7 protein-coding genes are annotated in these 6712 nt (G+C 71.4%); 5 read left to right on the top strand and 2 right to left on the bottom strand.

The features are described 5' to 3' along the window. Nucleotides 1-85 precede the first annotated feature (85 nt). Nucleotides 86-373, top strand: coding sequence for a rhodanese-like domain-containing protein (locus Mterra_RS17580; RefSeq protein ID WP_027892400.1), 288 nt, complete (start codon nt 86-88; stop codon nt 371-373). Nucleotides 374-414: 41 nt separating this feature from the next. On the opposite strand, the gene Mterra_RS17575 is transcribed toward Mterra_RS17580, so the two are convergent. After that, nucleotides 415-1275: a sulfurtransferase gene (locus tag Mterra_RS17575; protein ID WP_119316338.1), complete on the bottom strand. Its 861-nt coding sequence runs from the start codon at nt 1273-1275 to the stop codon at nt 415-417. Nucleotides 1276-1399: 124 nt separating this feature from the next. Between Mterra_RS17575 and Mterra_RS17570 the strand changes: the two genes are divergently transcribed. Continuing rightward, on the top strand, nt 1400-1888 hold the full coding sequence (locus Mterra_RS17570) for an RrF2 family transcriptional regulator (protein ID WP_027892398.1): 489 nt from the start codon (nt 1400-1402) through the stop codon (nt 1886-1888). Nucleotides 1889-2014: 126 nt separating this feature from the next. Here Mterra_RS17570 and Mterra_RS23505 read toward each other — a convergent pair whose 3' ends face one another. Further along, nucleotides 2015-5344, bottom strand: a complete 3330-nt coding sequence (locus Mterra_RS23505) for an ATP-binding protein (RefSeq protein WP_119316337.1) — start codon at nt 5342-5344, stop codon at nt 2015-2017. 117 nt (nt 5345-5461) lie between these two features. Between Mterra_RS23505 and Mterra_RS17560 the strand changes: the two genes are divergently transcribed. From Mterra_RS17560 to Mterra_RS17550, 3 genes are read left to right on the top strand one after another with little or no spacing between them, the layout of a single operon-like run. After that, complete coding sequence (locus tag Mterra_RS17560; protein WP_170159722.1) at nt 5462-5815, top strand: response regulator; 354 nt, start codon at nt 5462-5464, stop codon at nt 5813-5815. A gap of 55 nt (nt 5816-5870) precedes the next feature. Further along, entirely contained in the window at nt 5871-6224 is a 354-nt protein-coding gene (locus Mterra_RS17555; protein WP_119316339.1) for a response regulator transcription factor, read from the top strand. Next, nucleotides 6225-6668, top strand: coding sequence for a hypothetical protein (locus Mterra_RS17550; RefSeq protein ID WP_119316335.1), 444 nt, complete (start codon nt 6225-6227; stop codon nt 6666-6668). The last annotated feature ends 44 nt before the right edge of the window (nt 6669-6712 follow it).

The raw sequence follows: 6712 nt of genomic DNA, 5'->3' as shown, positions 1-6712 counted from the left end.
TCCACGATGAGCGGGTTCTCCTGGAGGAAAGCCTCGAGCATCTCGGCTTTGAGCGTGCGCATGCCCGCAGCGTTATCCTGCGGGCATGCGCACGCTCAAAGCCGAGATGCTCGAGGCTTTCCTCCAGGAGAACCCGCTCATCGTGGACGTGCGCCCCGAGGCCGAGTACGCGCGGGGGAGCCTCGAGGGCGCCGTACACCTGCCGGTGAAGGCCATCCAGCACGGCGACCACGACCTGCCCAAGGACCGCCCGCTCCTGCTGGTGTGCGAGCGGGGGGCCATGAGCGAGCTGGCCGGGCTGTACCTCGAGGCCGCCGGGTACGCGCAGGTGTACAACCTCGAGGGCGGCCTGCGGGCGCTGAAAAAGACGTAGGGCGCACCGCGGTGCGCCCTTGACGCGGCCTTTGCGGGGAGCTACTCCTCGGCGCCCTTGGCGATGGGCACGCCCACGCTGTTGCCCCACTCGGTCCAGCTCCCGTCGTAGTTCTTGACCTTGGGGTAGCCCAGGAGGTGCTTGAGCACGAACCACGAGTGCGAGGAGCGCTCGGCGATGCGGCAGTAGGCGATGACCTCCTTGTCCGGGGTCACGCCCTTGGAGTCATAGAGCGCCTTGAGCTCGTCGGCGCTCTTGAAGGTGCCGTCGGGGTTGACGGTGGTGGCCCAGGGGATGCTCTTGGCGCCGGGGATGTGCCCCCCGCGCAGCACGCCCTCCTGGGGGTACTCGGGCATGTGGGTCTTCTCGCCGGTGAACTCGGCAGGGCTGCGCACGTCCACCAGGGCGCCCGCCCCGGCCTGGACCTTCTGCAGGTGCTGCAGCACCTCGTCCTTGAAGGCGCGGAGGTTGGGGTCGCGCTGCCCGGGGACATAGTGGCCCTTGGGGTAGGAGGGCTTGTCGGTGGTGAGGGGCTTGTTCTCCTGGGTCCACTTGATGCGCCCGCCGTTCATGAGCTTGAGGTTCTTGTGGCCGTTGTAGCTCATGAACCAGAAGGCGTAGGCGGCCCACCAGTTGTTCTTGTCGCCGTAAAGCACCACGGTGGTGTCGTTGGAGATGCCCAGGCGCTCCATCAGCGCGGCGAACTCGTCGGGCTGGATGAACTCGCGGATGATGGGGTCCCAGAAGTCGCCCTGCCAGTCGATCTTCTGGGCGCCGGGGACGTGGCCGGTGTCGTAGAGGAGGATGTCTTCATCGACCTCGAGGACGCGAATGTTGGGGTCGTCGAGGCGCTCGAGCACCCAATCCGTGGATACCAAAACATCGGGGTTGGCGTAGTTCATAATCTCAGCCTCCTGGCGGTGGTCTTGAAGCCGAAGCGGGCGCGCCGGCTTCGCTCATGAGAACCTTAAGCCGGCCGGCCCAGCGTTACGCTAACACAGATTACAAAAGCCGTAAACTACTCCCATGCGGCTTTCCGCCACCGACATCTACGCCTTCAAGGCGCTGGGCTACTTAGCCAACCAACCCCCCGACCGCTTCGTGGGCAGCGAAGAGCTCAGCCGCGCCACCGGCGTACGCCGCACCTACTTGGTGCGCATCCTGGCCGTGCTGGTGGCCCAGGGCCTGGTGACGTCCAAGAAAGGGATCGGCGGCGGCTACACCCTCCCCCGCCCCCCCCAGGAGATCAACCTGCGCGACGTGATGCGCGCCATCGACGGCCCCATCGCCCCCTTGGCCTGCGTGAGCCTCAACTGGCCCAAGCCCTGCGTCGAAGAGCCCCGCTGCCACGCCCGCAGCCACGTCTGGATGCGCGTGCGCGACGCGGTGCTCGAGGCCTTGAGCCAGGTCAGCGTGGCCGACCTGGCCGAGGACTACCGCCGGGGCGTGGACTACGGGGAGTGCCTGGAGCACCTGCTGCACCCTATCGAGTTGCTGACGACGCGGGGAAGATAGCCGATAGCCGAACGCGGGTCGTACGTCGTACGCCGTACGTCTTACGCAAAACGCAATACGCCTCGGCCCTCGACCCTAGACCCTCGACGCCGCCGGGGTGGGGTCTACCACGAGCCACGCGCCGCACTAAACCCGCCCGCCCTCGAGCGGCAGCTCTACGTAGAAACACGACCCCTTGCCCGGCACGGAGTTCACGCCGATGTGGCCGTCGTGGGCTTCGACGATGGCTTTGGAGATGTACAGGCCTAAGCCGGTGCCGCCGATGCCGCGCTCGAGGGCGGAGCGGGTGCGGCCGTAGCGCTGGAAGAGGCGGTCGGTCTGCTCGGGGGGGATGCCGGGGCCGGTGTCCTCGACCTCGAGGCGCAGCCGGCCGCCCCGGGCGCGGGCCCGCAGGGTGACGCGGCCGTTCTTGGGGGTGAACTTGAAGGCGTTGGAGAGGAGGTTGCCGACCACCTGGCCGACGCGGTCGGGGTCGGCGAGCAGGAGGGGCAGGGGCTCTAAGTGCTGCTCGAAGGCGATGCCCGATAGCTGGGCCACGCCGCGGAAGGCGGCGGCCACGTCGCGCAGGGTGGGGGTGAGGTCCACGCGGCGGCGGTTGACCTCGAAGCGGCCGGACTCGAGGCGGTTGGTGTCGAGGAGGTTATCGACCATGTTCTTCAGGCGCAGGCCGCTCTCGCGGATGAGCTGCACGAACTCCAGCGACTCGGGGTCGAGCCGGGCGTCCTCGAGCAGGAGCTCGGCGAAGCCCATGATGCCCACCAGCGGGGTGCGCAGCTCGTGCGAGACGGCCGAGACGAAGTCCTGCTTCATGCGCTCGAGCTGCTTCTGCTGGGTCACGTCGCGCACCACCGCCAGCACCTCGTTGGGGCCGCTGCGGGCCAGGCGGGCCTCATAGTCCAGGCGCTCGCCGCGCACCTCGAGGCTGTACTCCACGCTGCGCATCCCGCCCTGCGCCAGCACCTCGGACAGGGCCGCCCGCACGCGCGCGGCGACCTCCGGCGGCAGGACCTCCTCCAGGCGCCGCCCCAGGAAGGCCTCGGAGCCCATCAGGAGCTGGTCGTGCCGGCCCTGGTAGGCCAGCAGGGTGCCCCCGGCGTCCATCACGAAGAGCAGGTCGGGGAGGGCCTGCAAAATGGCGCGGTTGCGGGCCTCGCTCTCGCGCAGGGCGGCCTCGGCCTGCTTGCGCTCGGTGACGTCGCGCAGGGTCACCACCACGCCCCGCACGTCGGGGTCGTCGAGGAGGTTGCGGGCCCACAGGTCCACGAAGCGCACCTCGCCCATCGCGTCGATCACGCGCAGGTCGGCGGTGCGGGTGGCCCCGGGCCGGCCGGTGATCTCGCGCAGCAGGGCCTGGGCCTGGGGGCGGTCGTCGGGGTGGAAGAAGGCCAGGCCGCTGACCTCGGTGCGGGTGTAGCCCTCGGGGTCGTAGCCCAGCACGTGGCGGGCGTTGGGGCTGACGTAGCGCAGCAGCCCCTCGGGCGAGACCACGTAGACCACGTCCTGGCTGCTCTCGATGAGGGCGCGGAAGCGCCGCTCACGCCGCTCGAGCTCCTCCAGCAGCCGGGTCTTGAGCAGGGCCAGGGCCAGCAGGGGGGCGGCCTGCTCGGCCTGCTGGAGCTCGAGGGGGCCGAAGGCCCGCCTCCGGCCGTAGCCCAGGATGGCCGCCCCCAGCCAGCGCGACTGCGCGATGAAGGGCAGCACCAGCACCGAGGCGGTGGGTGGGGCGTGGGCGAGCACGGGGTCGGTGTAGGGGCTCGCCCGCACGTCCTCCAGCGTGAGCACGCGGCCCAGCCGCAGCGCCGCCTGGGTGAGGGAGGGCTCGCCCAGCTCGGGCTCGAGCGCGGGCAGCGCGAAGCCCCGGGCCCACGCCGGCAGCGGCACGCCCCGCGACTCGTCCCACAGCGTCAGGCAGACCCACCCGGCGGCGAAGAGGTCGGACAGGCGGTCGGCGAGGGTGCCCAGCAGGTGGGGGCTGTCGGGGCTCTCCAGCGCCTGGCGGGTGATGTCGGCGAGGTGGCCCAGGAAGCGGCTTTGGGCCTCGAGGCGCTGCTGGGCCTGGCGGATGGCGGTGATCTCGTGCAGCACCAGCACCCACAGCCGCCCCTCCCTGGTGCTCAGCGCCGAGAAGGTGCGCCCCTCGCGCACGTACTCCACCGGCCGGCCCTCCAGCGCGGGGTACAGCTCGGGGGGCAGGTCGTCGAGGGCCACCCGCTCGCCCAGGCCCAGCACCTCGCGGGCCATGCGGTTGGCGAAGCCCTCGTAGTCCTCGAGCACGATCACCGCGTCGCCCATGAGCTCCAAGGCCTGGGTGAGCTTCTGGCGCTCCAGCGCCAGCGCCCGGTTGGCCCGCTCGCGCTCCTCGAAGGCGTAGGCGTTCTTGAGGGCCGCGCCGGCCACGTAGCTCAAAAGCTCCACGTAGCGCAGCTCCTCCTCGCCCACCGCCCGCCCGCTGTCGCCGTGGTCCACGGCCACCACCCCCAACACCTCCTCCTCGGCCAGGATCGGCAGGTAGGCGGTGAGGGGCACGAAGGCCATCTGGCGGGCGCGGGCCGCGGGGGGAAGCTCGTCCCCGGCCACCACCAGCGGCTGGCGCTCGCGGGCGGCCTTCGCGAAGGGGTCGGCGGAGCCCTGCACCTCCAGGCGCAGCCGGCTCACCCCCTCGGTCCAGGTGAGCTCGCCCTCCTTCACCGTCAGCAGCCCCTCGAGCACGCCGCCGCGGTTGAGCGCCACGGTCACGCGGTAAAAGCCCAGGTCGCGGTAGAGCCCCCAGGCCAGGGCCTCGAGCAGTTGCCGCAGCTCGAGGTTGCGCACGAGCTCGTGCGAGAGGGCGTTGACGAGCTCGAGCACGCGGCTGTGCCCGGCGAGGCGGGCCTTCTGCTCGAGGGCGGTCTCGTGCAGCCGGGCGTTGCGCAGGGCCAGCGCCACCAGCCGGGCCAGCACCGGCAGGAGCTGGCGGGTCTCCTCGTCGAGGGCCATCCCCTCCAGCGAGAGCACCCCCACCCCGCCGAAGTGGGGGCAGGAGGGACAGCGCTCGGCCCGCTGGGCGGCCCGGACGCGCGGCCGCAGGCTGCAGCGGGCCTCGGGGTCGCCCCAGCAGAAGGGCTCGCCCCCCGCCGGGGCCGCGCTCGCGTAGACCGGCAGCAGGATCTCGCCGCCGAGCTCGAGGCCCTCCGGCGGCCCGAAGAAGGCCCGCTGGATGGGCCCGTCGTGGGAGAGCCCCAGCGAGATGGCCGAGACGGTGTGGTTGGCGCCCAGCCCGGTCCCCACCTCGCCGCGCAGCTCGCCGTCTTCGGCGTGGTACAGGAAGATCGCCGCCCGCTCAGCCCCCAGCCCGTGGGTCGCGGCGGTGAGCAGGTTGCGCAGCATGGGGCGAAGCTCGAGCTCGGACAGCAGGGCCTCGTGGAAGCCGGCCAGCTTCTCGAAGAGCTCGCTGCCGGGGCGGCTGCGGCGGAACATAAGCCAAGGTTAGCCCCTCGAGGCCCCGGGGCGTAGGGCGTATGGCCGCGTGAACCCGGAGGGGCGGCCCCCGCCCCTAGAATGGCCTCTAAGGCTGCCAGAAGCCCGGGAGGGCCCGTGATCCTCGCCGTTGACGACGAACCCCACATCCGCCACGTGCTGCGCCTGTTCCTCCAACGCGCCCAGCACCCGGTGCTGCTGGCCGACAACGGCCGCGAGGCCCTGGAGCTGCTGGACGCCCACCCCGAGGTCCGGCTCGTCATCACCGACCTGGTGATGCCCGTGCTCGACGGCTTCGAGCTCATCCGCCGGGTCCGGCAGCGCTCGGCGCTGCCCGTCCTGGTGCTCAGCGCCAGCGGGGAGCGGCAGTTCGAGCTCGAGGCCCGCGCCTGCGGCGCCGACGCCTTCTTGACCAAGCCCTTCGGCCGGGAGGAATTGCTGCGCGAGGTCGCGCGGCTGCTCGAGGGCTGAACCGCGTGACCCGGCCCGCCGCCCTCCATCGGGTAATCTGGGGGTGGAGCAAGCCGTGGCCCGCATTCTCGTCATCGAGGACGACCCCGTGGTGGCCCGCGTGACCGAGCTGGTCCTGCAGCGGGCGGGCCACCGGCCGGTGCTGGCGCGCGACTTCCTGAGCGCCAAGAGCGCCCTGGCCGAGCCCGCCGACGCGGTGATCCTCGACATCAACCTCCCCGGGGGCAACGGGCTCGAGCTGCTGCGCCACCTGCGCGAGGAGCTGGGCAGCCGGACCGCCGTGCTCATCCTCTCGGCCCTCAAGCAGGAGGACGTGATCGTCAGGGGCCTCAAGCTGGGGGCCAACGACTTCCTCACCAAGCCCTTCAGCCCCCAGGAGCTGATCCTGCGCCTGGAGCGGTGCTTGTAGATGTGGCGTCAGGGGGAATGGCTCTACACGCTCTTGGTGCTGGGCGTGCTGCTGGCGGAGGGCTGGGCGCTGGGGCGGATGGCGGTGGTGTTCCTCGAGCGCCTCTTCGGCCTGGCGCCCTACGGCCAGGCCTACGCGGTGCTCCTGCAGGGCGTGGTGCTCACCGGGCTGAGCCTGCTGCTGCTTTCGGCCTACATCCTGCTCTACCACGCCCTCACCGGCGCGGCCGAGCAGCGGGCGCGGAGGGAGAAGGACCTGTGGGTCACCCGCTTCACCGAGGCCCTCTTCGGCGGCGCGCCGCTCCCGCCGCCGCCGTGGCCTAAGCCCACCCTCGAGGCCCTGCTGCACATGCGCGAGGTGCTCAAGGGCGCCGAGGCCCGGCAGGTGCAGGCCTGGCTCGAGGCCCACCCCAACCCCTGGCAGCGGGCCCTGCGGCGCCCTTGAGCACCTCGCGCATGTGCAGCAGGGCCTCGAGGGTGGGCTTAGGC

Origin of the sequence: Calidithermus terrae (genome assembly GCF_003574345.1) — a bacterium.
GTDB classification, from domain to species: Bacteria; Deinococcota; Deinococci; order Deinococcales; family Thermaceae; genus Calidithermus; species Calidithermus chliarophilus.
The sequence above is the reverse complement of the archived record's forward strand: the minus strand, read 5'-3'. Positions and strand labels throughout refer to the sequence as shown.